This window comes from Trichococcus ilyis (assembly GCF_900109135.1).
GTDB classification, from domain to species: domain Bacteria; phylum Bacillota; class Bacilli; order Lactobacillales; family Aerococcaceae; genus Trichococcus; species Trichococcus ilyis.
This window is the reverse complement of the sequence record NZ_FNYT01000034.1, coordinates 12,946-29,686: the sequence shown is the minus strand read 5'-3', so window position 1 is coordinate 29,686 and position 16,741 is coordinate 12,946. Positions and strand designations below refer to the sequence as shown.

Sequence of the window (16,741 nt, the reverse complement as noted above, 5' to 3'; positions counted from 1 at the left end):
TTTCGCTACTATGACCTCTGCTGACTTCTCGCTATTCGTTGTTACTACAGGGAGTCCTGCTAGCGAGACCTCCCCGGGTAAGAATGATAACCTTCCACTCATGTCACTGCCTCATTTACTGTAGGAGATTTGTGCAGTATAGGACTTTGCTATGTGCGGCAAGCTCGTCCGTCTCCATACAGCCTCATATGAGATTTCTGTTCGTCAGTGCAAGTGTTTGCGTCCGACTTCCTTCAGATTCCACCTCACGGTGGACACCCTTGTCCTTCGCTAACAGTTCCTACTGCAAAGCCTGTAGTGGACTTTCACCACCAAGTTATCACCCATGCCGGGCACACCGCAAAATGGAGCTTTCCTTGGGAGAGCTCCATTTTCTAATTGCGATTGCAACAATCATTCGACAAGCTCGCCGACGATCGGCAGCCCCTCAAGGACCTTTGTGCCATGAGGAGATTGGTTGGTGATTTCCTCCGTCAGTTCGTTGCCGGCTGTCAACCCCTGTTTATGTTCTCCGTCTTTCCAGGCTTCCACATTTGTGACATCATAGACGACCCCGTCGACGGCTACATAAGCCGGCTGGCCATTTTTGCCGTTGTATTGGCTGAGTTCTTCGAGCGTGAAGGTGCGCATTTCCGTGGCGGAACTTCCGCTGGCCGCTTCTTCGGCCGAGCTGCTGGCCGACATGGCCTCGGAACTCGTTGTTGCGCTATCTTCGACAGTGGCAGGTGCACATGCGGCCAACAGCAGGCCGGCTATACCGGCTTGCAACAGCAGGCTCCATTTTCTTCTGGGCATCATCGTTTCCTCCTTCATCATAAACCAAATGTTTCATAATGGATGCGGTCTTTGGGGACACCCTTTTTGAGCAAAACTGCCTCGACTGCGTTCATGAACGGCGGCGGTCCGCACAAAAGGTATTCGGCAGCCTCAAAGCGGATTTCATTATCCTGGAGCATCTTCTCGATTTTCCCTTCGTCAAGGAAGCCGCTCTCATTGGCAAAGAAAGGCACCAGTCGGAAATCCGGCAACGCGTCCTTCAATGCTTGCAGCTTTTCGGTAAACCCATACTCATCCTGATTTTTCAGGCTCCAGATCAATAGCGTCCGGTTCGGAAATTGCAGGCGTGCGCTGTTTTCCAGTATCCCCAGCATCGGCGTGATCCCGATGCCTCCCGCAAACATGACCATGCTCACCGTTTCGTCGTGCATCCCTTCCTGGACATGCCACATGCCGCCGTAAGGGCCTTCGAGCGAGGCTTTGACCCCCGGCTGCAGCGTTTGGAACCGGTGCGTGTAATCCCCGGAATCCTTGATGGCCAGCGCGGCTTCTTCCCGATCCTGCGGGGCACTGATCAGCGAGAAGGGATGCTCTTCCGCCGAATACTGCGCGTCATAGAGACGCAGAAAGACAAACTGCCCCGCTTGGTATGGGAATACTTCGCCATTGTCCGGTTTCAGATGGACTTCCAGGACATTGCCCTTTTCCGGTCTTGTGGCTGTGACGGTGAAAAGATTTTTCTTGAGTCTGGCGGGTTTGAGGAATTTGTGGTTGATATAAAGGCCAAACGCCAAAGCGAAATAGCCTCCGAAGATGGCGGCGGCAAGGTAGTCGCCCTGCACAATCACGGTCATGGTCAAGACATGGATAGCCAAAAAAGTGGCGGCTACAATGTTGAAATTGTGGACGAATTTCATTATCTCGTAGTTGGCGATGGGATATTTTTTGAGGGTCGTTTTGGCCGTTTTGACGATTTTTTTTCGTCCGAACCAGTTCGTCATGATGAGGGCAGAAAAGACGGCGATGGTCAAAAAGAAGATGATGGCCAAGTCCCCAAAGATGGTCGAGTAGCGGTATGCCCATCCCCAGAGAAGCGTTACCCACAATTTATGCGTGACCCCGATCGACAAGGCGACGACGGCCATGATGGCATGGAATCGATTCAACTTATCCAGGCTGAAGTAGTGTTCGATGAACCTCGGCCGGGATGCGATGATGACTCCCGTCAAAAGCCAAGTATAGGACACGATTCCCAGAAAAGGCGGTCCTGCGGAAAAGAAGCTCCTGTTCCTGAGTGAGACTGCGGCGATAAGTACAGGGAGAAGGGTATATGCGGCAACAATCAGCATGCGCATCAGTTTTCTGTTCATTGCGGAGCCTCTTTTCTTCTGCTGATTTCGGCGGACAGATGCAAGCAGCGTTTCCTTTGGGCCAGAAACGCCTCTCTTGTGTCCATTTTATAACGTTACGCAAGCGGATACAAACCAGAAGCCTCGACCGCCTGAATGCAAAAGCAACAGGAAGACACCAGAAGACACTAACGAAGACGGAAGCTGTGATACAATGGAAAAAATAATCCAAAATAAGGAATGATGATATGGACCATAAAAAGAAAGAACTGACATGCAACCAGACCCGGAACGTGCGCACCGCTGTCGTGTCGTACAGCGAATTGAACGATAAAGACACCCTTTTCGGCGGCGAAATCATGTCGCATTTTGACCTCGCCGGCGGTAGGGCCGTTTTCAACTTCGTCAAGCGCCCTTCCTTCACCGCGACCGTCGATTTGATTGCGTTCATCCAGCCCGTCCGGAAAAATGAAGCCATCTATGTGGAGGCGTATGTTTCCGGCTGCGGGAACACCTCTGTGGAAGCCTTCGCCAAACTGACCGCCACCGATGTCCGCACCGGGGAAAGCCGCATCTGCGCCTATTCGTTTATGACTTTCGTGATCACCGACAGCGCGGATCCGGACTTTGTGATGCCGGTGATCCAGCCCGAATCGGAGGAAGAAAAGATGATCTGTTCCGGTTACGAGGAGCGCAGGATCAACAATCTGGTCAAGCGCAACCAGAACAGCCGGTTGCTTTCTGCCCTTTCCACCAAACAGATCTGGGAACGCTGAGCTGTTTGGTGGAAACCTCCGGAAAACAGACCGAAAATCTGTATCATTAACCCGAAGCAAGAACTAAAACGACGACCTCCCGTCATCCCGTGAATACACTGGCGAAGACGGGAGGTATTCAGCTTATTTTACTTTCCTCAATATCCCTTATTGAATTAAGCTGAGCGAACCGCTAAAATGATAAAGTGGTTAGAATACAGCTTATTCCTAACCCGAATGCAATGAACTGAAACGAAACGAAAACTGTACCATTCTGAAAGCTGTCACTGTGTATGCTCAACAAAAAAAGAACTGGAGGGAAGCCCATGCAACAAACGGTAACGATGCCGAAAATTAACCCGAAAAGCGATGAAGTCATTTTTGGGGTCTGGACGAAAAACGTCGGGGATACAATCGCAGCCGGCGAAGTATTGTTCGAAGTCGAAACAGATAAGGTCGTCAGTGAAGTCGAAAGCAACTTTAACGGCGTGCTCGCAGAAACCTTGGTCAAGGAAAATGATGCGGTCAAAACCGGTGAAGCTATCGCTATTATCGATCTATTCTAAACATCAGGAGGAATGATTTTGGAAACAAAACCGCAATGGTTCAAAGTGCGCTACAATCAAGAAGCCGTTGAAAAAGTGACGCATCTGATGGATGAGCTCGAATTGAATACCGTCTGCAATGAAGCCAGCTGTCCGAACATGGGCGAATGCTACAGCAGCGGTACGGCAACCTTCATGATTCTGGGGCGCATCTGCACACGCAGTTGCCGTTTTTGCGATGTTACCCATGGCAGGCCAGGTCCTGTCAATGAAAAAGAGCCTCAGCAACTGGCTCAGGCAGTCAAAAAAATGGGTTTGGAATATGTCGTGATCACAAGCGTCGACCGCGATGATTTACCGGATTTCGGGTCTGGCCACTTCGCAGCAGTCATCGAAGAAGTCCGCAAACAAAACCCACACACAATGATTGAAGTGCTGACACCCGACTTCCAAGGGGACCAGCTGGCAATCGACAAAGTCATTGCCGCAAAACCAGACGTGTTCAACCATAACATGGAAAGCGTGCGCCGCATCTCGCCGAAAATCCGTCACCGCGCCACCTACGATTGTTCTCTGGAAGTACTGGCATACGTCAAAAAACAAGATCCCGGCATTTTGACGAAAACGGGCATTATGCTTGGCTTAGGCGAAACCGCCGATGAAATCAATGAATTGATGGATGATTTACGTACTGTCGATGTGGACTTTTTGACAATCGGCCAATACTCACAACCTTCCGCGAAACATTATCCGTTGCATGAATACGTGCCCGTGGAAACATTTGCTGAATACCAACGGACAGGCATGGCAAAAAAATTCAAATATGTAGCCAGTTCACCGCTTGTGCGCAGCTCTTACCGTGCCCGTGCCGCTGTCGAATCCGCTCATAGCCAATAAGGAGGAAAACTATTGTATACGATTTCATGCGAGGAACAGGATGCCGCTTTCTACTTTGCCTTGGAGGAATACTGCATAACAAACTTCCCGGCGGAAGCAGATGCCCTGTTTTTGTTGTGGCAGACGCGCCCTACCGTGATGCTGGGAAAATACCAGAATGCATTCAAGGAAATTGATTCCGCCTATATCGATGCTGAATCAATCGATGTTGTCCGGCGCCCTTCCGGCGGCGGGGCCATTTACACCGATGGAGGGTGCTACCAATACAGCTTCATCGTGGATGGCCAAAATCAAGCCATAGATTTCGAACCTTACATGGACAGGATCATCCATACCCTGCAGACGCTGGGTATCCCGGCAGAGCGGAACAGCCGGAACGATATCGCCATCCACGGTCAAAAAATATCGGGAAATGCCCAATACATGAAGGCGGGCTTTACCGTCCATCACGGGACTCTCCTTTTCGATACGAATGTCGAGCATATGGCGGCCGCCCTGAAGGTCGATCCCGAAAAACTGCGCAGCAAAGGCGTTGATTCGGTGCGTGAACGCACCGCCCTGATCGTCAATCATGTGGCGCCTAATACTGAACGCAACTGGTTTGCTGGCGAATTCCGCCGGAACATCCTGGGCCAAGAAGCAAACATCCTTGAGCTCACTCCGGAACAGTATGCAGCCGTGCAGCAGCTGGCCGATCAAAAATACCGACGCTGGGAATGGAACTACGGCCAGTCACGCGAAGCTAACTTCAGCGTTTCCGGCCGTTTGCCTGGTGGGCGCATCGAGCTCGCTCTCCAGCTCGATCATTACGTCATCCAGGACTGCCAAATTTCCGGTGATTTCTTCAGTTCGATTGACATCGGCACGCTCGAGTCCGCCCTGCGCGGTTCCCGTTTCGACAAAACGGAAATAGCCGGCCGTTTAACGCCAGCATTGTCCGAAGGGCAGCTGTACTGCATCACAACAGACGATATAGTGGCGCTGTTGTTTCCGGAAGCATAAACTTCTGCAAGTCCGAAAAAAGCAAAAAGTGCTTTGGACGAAGACTATTAAGCCAAAAAAACTTCAAGCGAACCGATAAAGGTTCGCTTGAAGTTTTTGGTTTGATTCAGGATTACTGTACGTCGATGGAAACGTCGACTGTTTGTACCGGAACATCGTAGAATCTGTCTTCTCTGCGTCCCAGGAAGTCTTTGGCTTGCTGCGGGAACAAAGCGTACATCAAGACGTCTTCCGTGGATTTAGCGTACTGTTTGATCTCTTCCTCAAATTTAGGCATTTGCGGCAAGATCAGATCAGCAGGTCTCACAGTTGTGATGCCTTCGTTGCCGATGATTTTTTTCGTGATTTCTGCAGAAATCGCCACTGGCGGTTTGCCGTATTGACCCCTTACATATTCCTTGATTTCGTTAGGCACAAGCTTGTAGCGCTCGCCTGCGATGACGTTCATCAAGGCCTGCGTACCGACCATTTGAGATAATGGTGTAACCAATGGAGGATAGCCCAAGTCCGCACGCACTTTCGGAACTTCTGCCAGTACATCGTCGTATTTGTCCTGCAGGCCCTGTTCAGTCAGTTGGCTCAACAAGTTGGAAAGCATGCCGCCTGGTACTTGATACAGCAACGTTTTCGGCTCAACGTCCTTCACTTTAGGGTTCAGGATGCCTTCGTTGCGGAAACGATCCCGGATCGGCGCAAAGTGATCGGCGATTTCTGCAAGTTTGTTCATATCCAGACCCGTGTTGTAGCCTAGGCCTTCCAACGCGATTGCGACGGATTCCGTAGCCGGTTGGCTTGTGCCGCCAGCAAACGGGGAGATGGCTGTGTCGATGATATCCGCACCGGCTTCAACAGCTTTCAGATAAGTCATTTCAGCAATGCCGCTTGTCGCATGCGTGTGGACTTCCAAAGGCAAATCAACGGCTGCTTTGATTTTGCTTACCAATTCGAAAGCGACGGATGGCGTCAAAACGCCTGCCATGTCCTTGATGCAGATCGAATCTGCGCCCATTTTAGCCATTTCCTTCGTCAAGCCGACGAAATAGTCGACTGTGTGGAATTCGCTGGTTGTGTAAGAGATGGCAGTCTGGCAATGCCCGCCCGCTTTTTTGGTGATATTGATGGCTGTCTTCAGGTTGCGCAGATCATTCAATGCATCGAAGACACGCACAACATCGATTCCGTTTTGGATCGATTTTTCGACGAACGCGCTGACGACATCATCGGAATAGTGTTTGTATCCCAACAGGTTCTGGCCCCGCAAAAGCATCTGCAGTTTTGCATTTTTGACTTCTTTACGGATTGTGCGCAGACGCTCCCAAGGATCCTCGTTCAAATAACGGATACAAGAATCGAAGGTAGCCCCTCCCCACATTTCAATGGAGTGGTAGCCGGCTTCATCCATGGTTTTGATGATCGGCAACATATCTGATAGTGGCATACGTGTTGCAATCAAACTTTGTTGACCATCACGCAAGACCGTTTCCATAAAACGGATTTCTTTAGTCATGTAATTGGTCACTTCCTTCTTGGATTATTTTAGAAATGGCATCTTGCATTTCTTCAATGGTATGGCGACGGCTGCGTCCGCAATCTTTTGCATCACGATTGCAGATGAAGCAGCGCCTTGTATTCAGTCCTAATTCGGTACGGCTGATGCTCTTCAGATCATTGCCTTCCATCCAAAGAACATCCAGGTCGAACAATCGGCCGAAAGGATGCGTTTCTTCGATCATCACCATTTTTTCCTTCAGTTGTGCAGGCGTCAATGGCGAAAGGATGAAATATTCCGCGCCTGTCTTCAGATTCCGGTAGAGCGAAGCTTGCGGCAGATCATTGCCAAGCACTTCCTCTATGCGTTCCAGAACCGAAGTGAAGACGGCTTCCAACTGCTGATTGTTTTTGATCGGACCCGGGATATTCATGATTGCCATCAAGAGGCTGTCGTCTTTCTGGCTGCTCAATAATTCCCGTTGGATGGCGACACGTTTTTCACGCACCGCCAACATTTCTTCCAGAGTAACACGTTCTCCTTCGGTAAAAAGAGCTGTATTAGACATTTTTTACCACATCGATGATGGTGCCATCCCGGTATTCGATCAGGGCAACGACTTTGTTGCCGTATTCGATCGGATCAGGGGATCCAACGATGGAATATGCGATGTCTTTCAATTGTTCGATCGAGAATTGAGGGACATCCAATGATTTGAAGTGTTCGATCAGATCTTCGCGGGCAGGGTTGATGGCGATACCCAACTCTGTTACGACAACATCCACGCTTGAACCAGGTGTGACGACTGTGTTGACAGTGTCTACGATTGTCGGGATACGACCGCGGATCAGCGGTGAGATGACCAAACTCATTTTGCAGGCTGCACTCGTATCGGAGTGGCCGCCGGAAGCGCCACGGATGATGCCATCGGAACCGGTGATGACGTTCACGTTGAAGTCAGTATCGATTTCCAAAGCCGAAAGGATGGCTGTGTCCAATTGGTTGATGACAGAACCTTTGCTTAACGGAGAGGCATACATCTCAGCATCGATTTCATAGTGGTTCGCATTTTTGCCTAATGAAAGTGCGGACGGGTGATCGAAATCCTGTACATCGATGATTTTTTCGACAAGGCCTTCTTCAAGCAGTTCAACCATAGCATTTGTGATGCCGCCCAAAGCAAAGCTTGCTTTGATGCCATCTTCGAGCATGGATTCCTTCAGGAAACGGGACACGGCCAATGAAGCGCCGCCGGTACCGGTCTGGAAAGAGAAGCCTTGTTTGTAATACGGCGAGTTCGTGATCACTTTTGAAGCGTATTCGGCGATCAACAATTCTTTAGGGTTCTTCGTGAAGCGGGTAGCCCCTTTGGAGATGCCTTCAGGATCGCCGATTGCGTCCACCACGACTACGTAATCAACGTCCGTTTGCGGGATGCTGATTGGTGTGTTCGGATAAGGCATCAGTGTGTCGGTGATGACGACAACTTGGTCAGCGTACTTCGCGTCCACCATTGCATAACCCAACGATCCGCAAGCCGTTCTGCCGTGGGAGCCGTTCACGTTGCCGTATTCATCGGAACTTGGCGCGCCCAGGAAGGCAACGTCGATGTGGATATCGCCGCTGACGATCGCTCTTGCGCGTCCGCCATGTGAGCGGATGACAACCGGGTTGTCCAGGATGCCCGCTGAGATGGCAGCGCCGACTTTGTCGCGCAAACCACTTGATGTGATGCTTGTGACGACGCCATTTTTGATATGATCGATCAATGGTTCGTGGACGTTGGCGATGGAACTCGGCGCAATCGAAAGGTTTTTGATGCCCATTTTGGCGATCACATCCATAACCATGTTGATGACGAAGTCCCCTTCACGGAAATGATGGTGGAAAGAAATCGTCATGCCGTCTTTCAGTCCTGTTTTTTCGATCGCTTCACGGATGCTGTTCAGCATTTTTTTATCGCGCGGTTTCACCGGATGAATTTTGCGGCTGGCTTCTTGGTAATCTTTGATGTTGGCTAATTCCCCATCGAAAACGCCGTATTGCTCAGCATAAACCTCAGGTATCTCTTTTCCCACTTTGTTGACAGTCATGATTAAATATCCTCCTCGCTAATAAGTTTTGCGGCCTTGGCTAAAGCGATGACACGTTCAGCGCGTTCAACGATCGGTTTATCGACCATCTTACCCTTCAAGGAGATGACGCCTGAACCTTTTTCTTCAGCTTCTCTGATAGCCCAAATAACTTCCTTAGCATGTTGAATTTCTTTTTCTGTTGGTGCATAGATATGGTTGACGATCGGAATCTGACGCGGGTTGATGACTGATTTTCCGTCGAAACCAAGCTGTTTGATAAGCTCGACTTCGCGGGAGAAGCCGCCCACATTTTCAACATCCGAATAAACCGTATCGATAGCCGCGATTCCGGCTGCACGGGCAGAGTGGAGAATGTAGCTTCTGGCGAAGAACAATTCCTGGCCGTCAGGATAACGTTTTGTCTTCATGTTGGTTACGTAATCTTCAGCACCCAAGGCAATCCCGATCAAACGAGTGGAGGCTTTGGCGATTTCGCGGGCATTCAGGACGCCCTCTGCGGATTCGATGGCAGCCATCATTTTGGTTCTGCCGATCTCGATGCCGTATTTTGTTTCGACTTCAGTGATCACTTCTTCAACATCCACGATATCCTGGGCTGTTTCCGTTTTCGGAAGACGGATGACGTCTACGCCGGCCAAGACCATCGCTTCGACATCCAATTTTCCGCCTGCGTCCAAGCTGTTGATACGTACGACTGTTTCGGACTTGCTGTAGTCGAATGTGCGTAACGCGAAGTGCACCAAAGTACGGGCTGAATCTTTTTCTTTCAGAGAAACAGCATCCTCCAAGTCAAACATGATCGAATCTGCTCCGTATAAAGGTGCATCCCTAAGCATTGCAGCATTTGCGCCAGGGACGAACATCATTGTTCTTCTTAAACGTTCCATGAGTCCATCTCCTTCCAGTTGTAGTCGTCTTTTTCAGCAGCGCGGTGGATGGCTGTCACCGTACGGGCTTCGATCGTGCAATCCAAAGCGCCCTTATCGACAGCGGATACTTTCGCGCTTGTGATGCCAAGATTTTTAAGCGTCGCAATGATGACTTCCTCGATACGATCGCCATATTGTTTTTCAACGCTTGAATTCAGTGTCACTGCAACTTCATTGTTGTCGCTAGGTTCAACGACGATCATGATATCACTTGACTCAGTCGTTCCAGCTACTGCATATTTTTTAATTTCCACTTTTTTTCACCTCTAAATTTGTCTTTTCCATAATTTTCTGCCAAATAAATATAAGTTGTTGGTGGTACAAGTTTTTTTATTGTTTGAAAATCATCTTCTTTCAATGCTTTTCGTACACGTGCAGCACTGATGACCTGCCCATACCGTCCGATCCGGGGACCGACTGTCAGGGCAAGCGCATCAGAAAAAATCTCACGCATACTCTCGTTATATACCTCTGTAACGGGGGATGATGGTTCTTCCCCTACAAAGCGGATGACACTTGATAGTCCCTTGTCGGGAGGATGACCACATTCAGAAGGTGCTGTGTGCCCGCCTTTACAAGCTTTGACCGCTCTTCCTCCGAAAATTCGGAGCGATCATCGGACAGGACAAAAAGATAGTGAACAGTAAGCCTTCTTCGTTTTCTTACTTAGGATTTAGGCTGGAAAACGTTTGATCAGTACGATCGATACGACATACAGCAGGAACAGCACCAGGAAGATGCCGCCCATACCAAAAATCATCAATTCAAATGCAGTTGTTAAAGCTTCTGGATCAAAAACCATAATTATATCTCCTTTCAATGAACCTTCTTAGCTGAAGAAGGCAAGTACTAAACCACCAGCGATTACAGATGCGATTTGCCCGGATACGTTCGCACCGACCGCATACATCAGGATAAAGTTTTGCGGATCTTCGTCAGTAGCCATTTTTTGGATAACACGGCTGGACATCGGGAATGCGGAAATACCGGCACCACCGATCATCGGGTTGATTTTTTCGGTTCTGAACAAGTTCAGCAATTTCGCGAACAAGACGCCGCCGACTGTATCCATGATGAAGGCGACCAAACCGAAAGCGATGATCATCAATGTTTGCAGATTCAGGAACAAATCAGCTTGCATTTTGATGGAAATCGTCAGACCCAAGAGGATACTGATGATGTTGACCAATTCGTTTTGGGCAGTCATGGACAGACGGTCCAGAACGCCACATTCGCGCAGCAAGTTACCGAACATCAGGAAACCTACCAACGGAAGGGAAATTGGTGCGATAAAACCGGCAACGATCGTAATGATGATCGGGAAAAGGATTTTTGTCATTTTGGATACGCCTTCCGCTTTGTAAGTCATGCGGATGCGACGTTCTGCTTTGGTTGTGACGGCTTTGATGGCGATCGGTTGGATGATCGGAACAAGCGCCATGTAGGAATAAGCGGCAACAGTGATCGGTCCCAACAGATTAGGCGACAATTGGTTGGATACGAAGATCGCTGTCGGGCCGTCAGCGGCACCGATGATACCGATTGAAGCAGCTTCTTTGATGTCAAAACCGAAGAAGATGGCGACGATGATCGTGAAGAAGATACCGAATTGAGCGGCGGCACCGAACAACAACATGAATGGGTTCTGCAACAGCGGTCCGAAGTCGATCATGGCCCCGATACCGATGAAAATAAGCAACGGGAACAATTCTGTGCTGATACCTGCTTTGAACAGGACATCCAAAACACCTTCCGCTTCAGTTCCGTTGACGACTTGGGTCAGGACCCCTGTCCCCGGGAAGTTGACCAAGATTGTACCAAGCCCCATAGGCACCAACAATGTAGGTTCATACTCTTTTTTGATTCCTAAATACATCAGGATCGCCCCGATGAACATCATCGCGATTTGGCCCATCGTGATGGATGTAATTCCTGCTAATAATGTCTCCATTTATTCACTTCCTCCTAATAAAATAATTATGCGATGGTAATCAATGCATCGCCGGCATTTACGACTTGACCTTGGTTGACATGGATTCCGGCTACTTTACCAGCATGGTTTGCAACAACTTCGTTTTCCATTTTCATCGCTTCAAGGATCATCAATGGTTGGTTCTCTTTCACTTCATCGCCGATGTTCACTAACACTTTTAGGATCGTTCCTGGCATCGGTGCTGTCATAGCGTCTCCTGAAGCTGCGGAAACTGGCGCTGCAGCTGGTGCTGGTGCCGCTTGTTCTGCTGGTGCCGCTGGTGCCGCTGCTGGTGCTGCTGGTGCTGCTGGTGCCGCTGCAACTGGCGCTTGAACCGGTTGTTGCACGCCGCCGATTTCTTCCATTTCCACTAAGTATTCCTTACCATCGATTGCAATCTTGAATTTTCTTAACATTTATAATTCCTCCTTATTATTTAACCTGACTTATTTTTTTTACGACAAATTTACTTTCAGGCATGGCGCCTGCCGCAATGCTTGCGGAAATCAGCGAAACAAGATGAGCCTCAGGGTTACGCTTCATAATATTCTTTACCACAAACTGCGATTTAGGATGATCTCCTGCAGCGATTGCTGTCGCGATGACACTGACTAATTCATATTCATTCGGATCAGTGGGTATAAAAGCAGGAATTTCAATCAGGTCATTTGCGGGTGCACTTGCAGAGACAGTTGCTGACGGTATTGGCTCAGATGCTTTTGTGTCCTTTTTCCCAAAGAAACCTTTGAAAAAAATCATTTTCTCACGTCCTTTCTATGGATTTAATCCCATTATAGAAATTTCTCTCATTAAAAACAGTCCGCAATGCCTGTTTTATTGTTTTTTTTATGTTCTCAAAAACGGCCAAACAGCAAAAACGTTGTCACATCAACGTTCCTTGGCATTTAAGACTTTTTTAACATTTGGTTAAGCCGCATTTAAGAAAGCGTTTTAATTCCAGTGTGTTTTTTGTGTTTTTTTAAAGTAACGGCTTTCAATTGACTTGCAAAGTAACTATTATTGCTCTTAGAGATACAGCCCAAGAAACTTTGGGATTTTTAAATTAGAAAAAATGTGAACCTATTCACGTCCTAGTTTGATTATCAAAGGAATCGGGCACTCTCAAAAAAATTTTTTATAGTCGGAAGGAGAAAGAAAATGTTACTTACAGTATTATCTTATGGAATGATCGCGATCTTCATGTACGTGATCATGCAAAAGAAATTATCACCGTTCACCGCATTAGTTATCATCCCGCTTGTTTTTACGCTTATCGCTATGGCAACGGGTGTTACCTCAGGGAACCTCGGTGAATTCGTTCTGGAAGGGGTAAACACAACTTCTAAAACAGGTATCATGTTATTGTTCGCTATTCTATACTTCTCTATCATGTTGGATACTGGTCTATTCGATCCTATCACCAAAAAAATGATCCACTTCGCTAAAGGCGACCCGATGAAGGTCTTGATGGCAACTGCTGTTGTTGCTGCCACTGTTTCCTTGAATGGTGACGGAACCACTACAACTTTGATCTGCGTTTCAGCGTTTCTTCCTATCTACAAGAAATTGAACATGAACGTAATGAACTTGGCTGTATTGATCATCTTGCAGAACACAATCATGAACTTGCTTCCATGGGGCGGCCCGACTGCTCGTGCGATGGCTGTTCTGGAAGTTGATGCAAGCATCCTTTCTTATCTTGCTCCTGGTATGGTATTGGCTTTAGCGTATGTTATTTTCTGGGTTGCACCGCACATGGGCCGCAAAGAGCGCGCTCGCTTGGGAGTTAAAGTCCTGACTGATGCAGAAATCGAAGAAATGACTACTGTTACGGATCCGGAAACGCAAGAAATCCGTCGCCCAAATAACTTCGTATTCAACGGAATCCTGACAATCGGCTTGATCGCTTGGTTGGTTGCCGGATCATTCATCGAAGCAATCTCAATGCCGCCATTGTTGTTGTTCTTGGTAGGTACATGTATCGCTTTGATGGTCAACTACCCTGCTCTTAAAGATCAATCATCACGTATCGGCGCAAACGGCGGCGACGCTGTTCAAGTAGTTATCCTTGTATTCGCAGCCGGCGTATTCATGGGCTTGTTCCAAGGATCCGGAATGGCTACTGCTTTGGCAGAAAGCTTCGCAACAATCATTCCGAAACAATTGGCAGGTTTCTGGGGAATCATCATCGCCCTTATCTCTGCACCAGGTACATTCTTCATCTCCAATGATGGCTTCTACTTCGGTGTGTTGCCTGTACTGGCTGAAGCTGGTCGCGCATACGGATTCACAAACATGCAAATGGCTTTGGCTTCCCTGATGGGTCAAGCTTTCCACTTGCTGAGCCCGCTGGTAGCATTCATCTACCTGTTGCTTCGTTTGACTGGTTTGGACATGGGCGCTTGGCAGAAAGAATCTGCGAAATATGCACTGGGAATCTTCGTTATCTTCTTAGTGACAATCGTATTGTTCGGCCAAATGCCGCTTTACATCCCACAATAAAAAAACGTATAATCCTGTTAAGGACTGGAAGCCGGGCGAATCTGCTCGGCTTTTTAGTATAAAGGCAACGCTCTCAGAGAGACCTAATCCACACCTAATCAAACAACAATAATCGAAAGAAGGGGAAAATATGAGCACTATAATCAAAGCAGTCAGCAAAAACTTGGACCTCAGTCAAAATATGCCGCTCAAAGACCTGATTTACGAGGCTTTCCGCAAGACCGTCATACTGGGCGAAATCCCAGCCGGGGAACGCATCAACGAAAAAGAATTCTCCGAAAACATGAACATCAGCCGCACACCCATCCGCTACGCTCTGAAGAAGCTGACAGAAGAAGATTTAGTAAAACATGTCCCTGGCGTCGGTGTAGTTGTGAAAGGCATCAGCATCAAAGATGCCTATGAAATCTATGATATCCGTAAAGCTTTGGATACCCTCGCTACAACAACAGCCATGAAGCTGATGACAGCCGAGGATTTCAAAACAATGCGCTTGCATTTGGAACACTGCGAGGTGCTCAATCAGGAAGATAAAGTTGATGAACTGCAGCAGAAATTTTTTGAATTCAATGATTTCATTTACGAAAAAAGTCAGATGCAGCGTCTGAAATCGATCGTTCTGAAACTCTCGGAATATTTGAGCTACTTCCGTGACATCTCGATCAGTTCAAAGGAACGGCGCGATTTTGCATTGGCTGAGCATTGGCTGATTTACCGGGGCATGAAAACACAGGATGCCCTCCAGATCCAGCTCATCACCCATGAACATTTGGATCGCTCGCTGAATTTTATCGTCAAAGAAATGGAGAAACGTAAAATTGACTTTGAAACCAATCAATGAGTTGCTTGTCGAAATTGCCGGACAAGCCGAGAGAGCGCTCCTTTATGAGGTGGCGTTGACGCCCAAACCCGGTTTGGTAGACCGCAACAACAGCGGTGCCCACTCCGATATGGACTTCTTTACTTTTTTGGACAGCATCGTCAGCCTGAGCCCTTACCTGTATCAATATGTAAAATTAGGGGCCGAACATGAAGGGACTCCCAAAGAATTGTTCCATAAGGTCCGCTCGATGGGCATTCATGCCGAAAAAGCGATGCTGGCTGCCACCAAAAACATCAACACCCACAAAGGCGCCAATTTTTCCTTCGCCGTCCTTTTGGGGGCGACCGGCGCCTATATCAGTTCCGGACAGCGTCCCCTCCCTTTCTCGGAAGAAGATATACAGGGCATTCTCGCCTACGCAAAAGCGATGAGTCATGGATTGGTGACGAATGACTTTGCCGATCTCGCCGCCAAAAGCTCCTTGACGTATGGAGAAAAATTATACCTTAGCTACGGCATCACCGGTATCCGCGGCGAAGCCGAAGCAGGCTACCCTGCCTTAGGTCAGCTGATTATGCCGTTTTTCAGGGCCAATAAAGACCGGCCGATGGAGCTTGTCTTGTTGGAGGCGTTGCTGCTGTTGATGAGCCAAGTCGAAGACGGCAACATCATCCACCGCGGCGGCATCGACGCCTGGCGGACAATCAAAACGGAAACAAAACAACTCCTGCAAGATTCACATGAAGGAAACCTGAAAGAGTTGATGTACAGCTATGACCTGGTCCTGATAGAAAGACACTTGAGCCCAGGCGGAGCTGCCGATCTTTTATCCTTAGGTATCTTTTTTGCAAAATTGGAGAATCTTTTCTGAGTCTATTCGCCGTCCGGGCTGAAGGTATAGCCGATTCCCCAGACGGTCTTCAAGTAACGCGGCTTTTTCGAGTCGTCCTCGATCTTGTTGCGCAGATAGCTGATGTATACCATGATCAGGTTATTGTCGATCTCCCCATCATTCCATACATTCGCATAGATCTGTTCCTTCGAAAACACCTGATTCGGATTTTCCAGGAAAAACAGCATCAATTGGATTTCTTTGGATGACAGGGCGATATCCTGCCCCCGTTTTTGCAATTGGTACAGATTTTTGTCGAAAGTAAAATCGCCCACTTTGAGGACACGGCTGGTTGGATTCGTTTTTTGTGACTGGATGGTCTTCATTCTTTGCAACGTGCTCAAAATTTGAGCCCGCAAAAGATTAGGCGAAAAAGGCTTCGTAATATAATAATCCGCCCCTGTTTCGAGACCATTGATGATATCGGTCTCGCTTTTTTTTCCGCTTATAAATATAATAGGGGTTAACGGATAGTCGGCGCGGATCAATTGCGCCAAATGATAGCCGTCATTCTCATATTCCAGACTGATATCCAACAGAAAAAGGTCAAAATTCACACGGGTCATGATATCCAGTGTCTTTTCGATGGAATCACTTTGGTAAATAAGTACGCCCGTTGATTGCAGCGCCTTCCAAATGAGCCGCCGGATTGCGATATCGTCATCAACGACGAGTATTTTTTGGTTGTTCATATTTTTCCTCCTCAATGTTCT

General features: G+C 48.2%; 19 protein-coding genes and 1 pseudogene. 7 read left to right on the top strand and 13 right to left on the bottom strand.

All coding sequences use genetic code 11. From position 1 onward, the window contains the following. Positions 1-393: 393 nt before the first annotated feature. On the bottom strand, positions 394-630 hold the full coding sequence (locus tag BMX58_RS12825) for a cytochrome b5 domain-containing protein (RefSeq protein WP_068624845.1): 237 nt from the start codon (positions 628-630) through the stop codon (positions 394-396). A gap of 182 nt (positions 631-812) precedes the next feature. After that, the gene (locus BMX58_RS12820; protein ID WP_068624840.1) at positions 813-2,147 is read right to left on the bottom strand and encodes a ferredoxin reductase family protein; all 1,335 of its coding nucleotides are present in this window, start codon (positions 2,145-2,147) and stop codon (positions 813-815) included. Positions 2,148-2,374: 227 nt separating this feature from the next. Here BMX58_RS12820 and BMX58_RS12815 point away from each other — a divergent pair, with 227 nt between their 5' ends. The 4 genes from BMX58_RS12815 to lplA all read left to right on the top strand — a co-directional run bounded on the left by BMX58_RS12815 (position 2,375) and on the right by lplA (position 5,325). Then, entirely contained in the window at positions 2,375-2,902 is a 528-nt protein-coding gene (locus BMX58_RS12815; RefSeq protein WP_068624838.1) for an acyl-CoA thioesterase, read from the top strand. A gap of 305 nt (positions 2,903-3,207) precedes the next feature. Then, positions 3,208-3,447: a lipoyl domain-containing protein gene (locus BMX58_RS12810; RefSeq protein WP_068624837.1), complete on the top strand. Its 240-nt coding sequence runs from the start codon at positions 3,208-3,210 to the stop codon at positions 3,445-3,447. Between the two features lie 18 nt (positions 3,448-3,465). Further along, a complete protein-coding gene (gene lipA / locus BMX58_RS12805) occupies positions 3,466-4,323 on the top strand; it encodes a lipoyl synthase (protein WP_239420621.1) in 858 nt (285 codons plus the stop codon). A gap of 12 nt (positions 4,324-4,335) precedes the next feature. Further along, complete coding sequence (lplA, locus tag BMX58_RS12800; protein ID WP_068624835.1) at positions 4,336-5,325, top strand: lipoate--protein ligase; 990 nt, start codon at positions 4,336-4,338, stop codon at positions 5,323-5,325. Positions 5,326-5,437: 112 nt separating this feature from the next. Here the strand turns inward: lplA and BMX58_RS12795 are convergent, their stop codons facing one another. The 10 genes and pseudogenes from BMX58_RS12795 to BMX58_RS12750 all read right to left on the bottom strand — a co-directional run bounded on the left by BMX58_RS12795 (position 5,438) and on the right by BMX58_RS12750 (position 12,570). Further along, positions 5,438-6,832 (bottom strand): oxaloacetate decarboxylase subunit alpha, encoded by a 1,395-nt coding sequence (locus BMX58_RS12795; RefSeq protein ID WP_068624834.1) that lies wholly within the window; start codon positions 6,830-6,832, stop codon positions 5,438-5,440. After that, positions 6,825-7,382, bottom strand: a complete 558-nt coding sequence (citX, locus tag BMX58_RS12790; RefSeq protein WP_068624833.1) for a citrate lyase holo-[acyl-carrier protein] synthase — start codon at positions 7,380-7,382, stop codon at positions 6,825-6,827. Before citX ends, BMX58_RS12795 begins: the two co-directional genes overlap by 8 nt. After that, the gene (gene citF, locus BMX58_RS12785; protein ID WP_068624831.1) at positions 7,375-8,907 is read right to left on the bottom strand and encodes a citrate lyase subunit alpha; all 1,533 of its coding nucleotides are present in this window, start codon (positions 8,905-8,907) and stop codon (positions 7,375-7,377) included. The genes citX and citF overlap by 8 nt, the downstream gene beginning before the upstream one ends. A 2-nt stretch (positions 8,908-8,909) precedes the next feature. Continuing rightward, positions 8,910-9,797 carry a citrate (pro-3S)-lyase subunit beta gene (gene citE, locus BMX58_RS12780; protein ID WP_068624830.1) on the bottom strand — a complete coding sequence of 296 codons (888 nt, stop codon included), beginning with the start codon at positions 9,795-9,797 and terminating at the stop codon, positions 8,910-8,912. Beyond that, the gene (gene citD / locus BMX58_RS12775; RefSeq protein ID WP_068624828.1) at positions 9,785-10,093 is read right to left on the bottom strand and encodes a citrate lyase acyl carrier protein; all 309 of its coding nucleotides are present in this window, start codon (positions 10,091-10,093) and stop codon (positions 9,785-9,787) included. Before citD ends, citE begins: the two co-directional genes overlap by 13 nt. After that, positions 10,069-10,463 (bottom strand): annotated as a pseudogene (locus tag BMX58_RS14985) (nucleotidyl transferase family protein). Before BMX58_RS14985 ends, citD begins: the two are co-directional and overlap by 25 nt. Before the next feature lie 49 nt (positions 10,464-10,512). After that, entirely contained in the window at positions 10,513-10,641 is a 129-nt protein-coding gene (locus BMX58_RS15015; RefSeq protein ID WP_093088863.1) for an OadG-related small transporter subunit, read from the bottom strand. A gap of 27 nt (positions 10,642-10,668) precedes the next feature. Further along, entirely contained in the window at positions 10,669-11,790 is a 1,122-nt protein-coding gene (locus tag BMX58_RS12760) for a sodium ion-translocating decarboxylase subunit beta (RefSeq protein WP_068624827.1), read from the bottom strand. Positions 11,791-11,816: 26 nt separating this feature from the next. Continuing rightward, complete coding sequence (locus BMX58_RS12755) at positions 11,817-12,227, bottom strand: acetyl-CoA carboxylase biotin carboxyl carrier protein subunit (protein ID WP_068624825.1); 411 nt, start codon at positions 12,225-12,227, stop codon at positions 11,817-11,819. Between the two features lie 16 nt (positions 12,228-12,243). Then, positions 12,244-12,570, bottom strand: a complete 327-nt coding sequence (locus tag BMX58_RS12750; protein WP_068624823.1) for a hypothetical protein — start codon at positions 12,568-12,570, stop codon at positions 12,244-12,246. A 399-nt stretch (positions 12,571-12,969) separates the two neighbouring features. On the opposite strand from BMX58_RS12750, the gene BMX58_RS12745 reads away from it, so the two are divergent. The 3 genes from BMX58_RS12745 to citG all read left to right on the top strand — a co-directional run bounded on the left by BMX58_RS12745 (position 12,970) and on the right by citG (position 16,007). Next, complete coding sequence (locus BMX58_RS12745) at positions 12,970-14,313, top strand: CitMHS family transporter (RefSeq protein ID WP_068624821.1); 1,344 nt, start codon at positions 12,970-12,972, stop codon at positions 14,311-14,313. Positions 14,314-14,443: 130 nt separating this feature from the next. Beyond that, positions 14,444-15,154: a GntR family transcriptional regulator gene (locus tag BMX58_RS12740; protein ID WP_068624819.1), complete on the top strand. Its 711-nt coding sequence runs from the start codon at positions 14,444-14,446 to the stop codon at positions 15,152-15,154. After that, complete coding sequence (gene citG, locus BMX58_RS12735; RefSeq protein ID WP_239420620.1) at positions 15,132-16,007, top strand: triphosphoribosyl-dephospho-CoA synthase CitG; 876 nt, start codon at positions 15,132-15,134, stop codon at positions 16,005-16,007. Before BMX58_RS12740 ends, citG begins: the two co-directional genes overlap by 23 nt. 2 nt (positions 16,008-16,009) lie before the next feature. On the opposite strand, the gene BMX58_RS12730 is transcribed toward citG, so the two are convergent. Continuing rightward, entirely contained in the window at positions 16,010-16,720 is a 711-nt protein-coding gene (locus tag BMX58_RS12730; protein WP_068624817.1) for a response regulator transcription factor, read from the bottom strand. Between the last annotated feature and the right edge of the window lie 21 nt (positions 16,721-16,741).